General features: G+C 59.0%; 1 protein-coding gene. It reads right to left on the bottom strand.

The annotated features are described in order from the left end of the window. Positions 1-395: phasin family protein (locus AC5JJ6_RS21475; RefSeq protein ID WP_496044016.1), on the bottom strand; the 395-nt coding region annotated here is incomplete at its 3' end. Positions 396-595 lie beyond the last annotated feature (200 nt).

Raw genomic sequence — 595 nt, 5'->3', positions numbered from 1 at the left:
GACAGGCGCTCGCTGAAGCTGAGCAGTTCCTTCAGGTTGTCCTGAAGGTAGCGGTTCTGGATGTCGAGCAGATCGTTGGGACTGCGGGCCGAGGCGAGCTGCTGCATCATCTCCGTCTGCCGCTTGGCAGAGTGCTTGGCGTATTCCGCGCATTCCGACGCGGCGCTGCGGGCGCCCGAGGCCATCGCTTCGGCGATGCGCTTCATCATCTCGAAGTTCTGGCCGGAGCGCTGGATCATCTCCTGGGAGACCTTGGCCGACATCCCCGCCATATCGGTCATGTTGCCCATCTGGTTGCGAAGCTGGTCGGCGCCCTGACGCAGGGCGTCCTCGGCCTGCCTGGTGCCGGCTTCCTGTGCTGCTCTGGCACTGCCCTTGGATTTCTCGTCAGCCATAACTTCCTCCCTCCGCTGGTCTGCATTGGTGTTCGCACGGAATAAACACACGGCGGCGAAAAAGGTTGTTTATGGAAATTTATTGGAGATACCGCGTGTGAATGGCACAAGCGGATATCTGTTCGGCGGGAAATACATCCGCGAAAGACTAAAAATTGGGCGCACTACAATCAATACGGCCGTCGAACCGAAGACGAGAG

Source organism: Skermanella sp. (assembly GCF_059503625.1).
The sequence above is the reverse complement of the archived record's forward strand: the minus strand, read 5'-3'. Positions and strand labels throughout refer to the sequence as shown.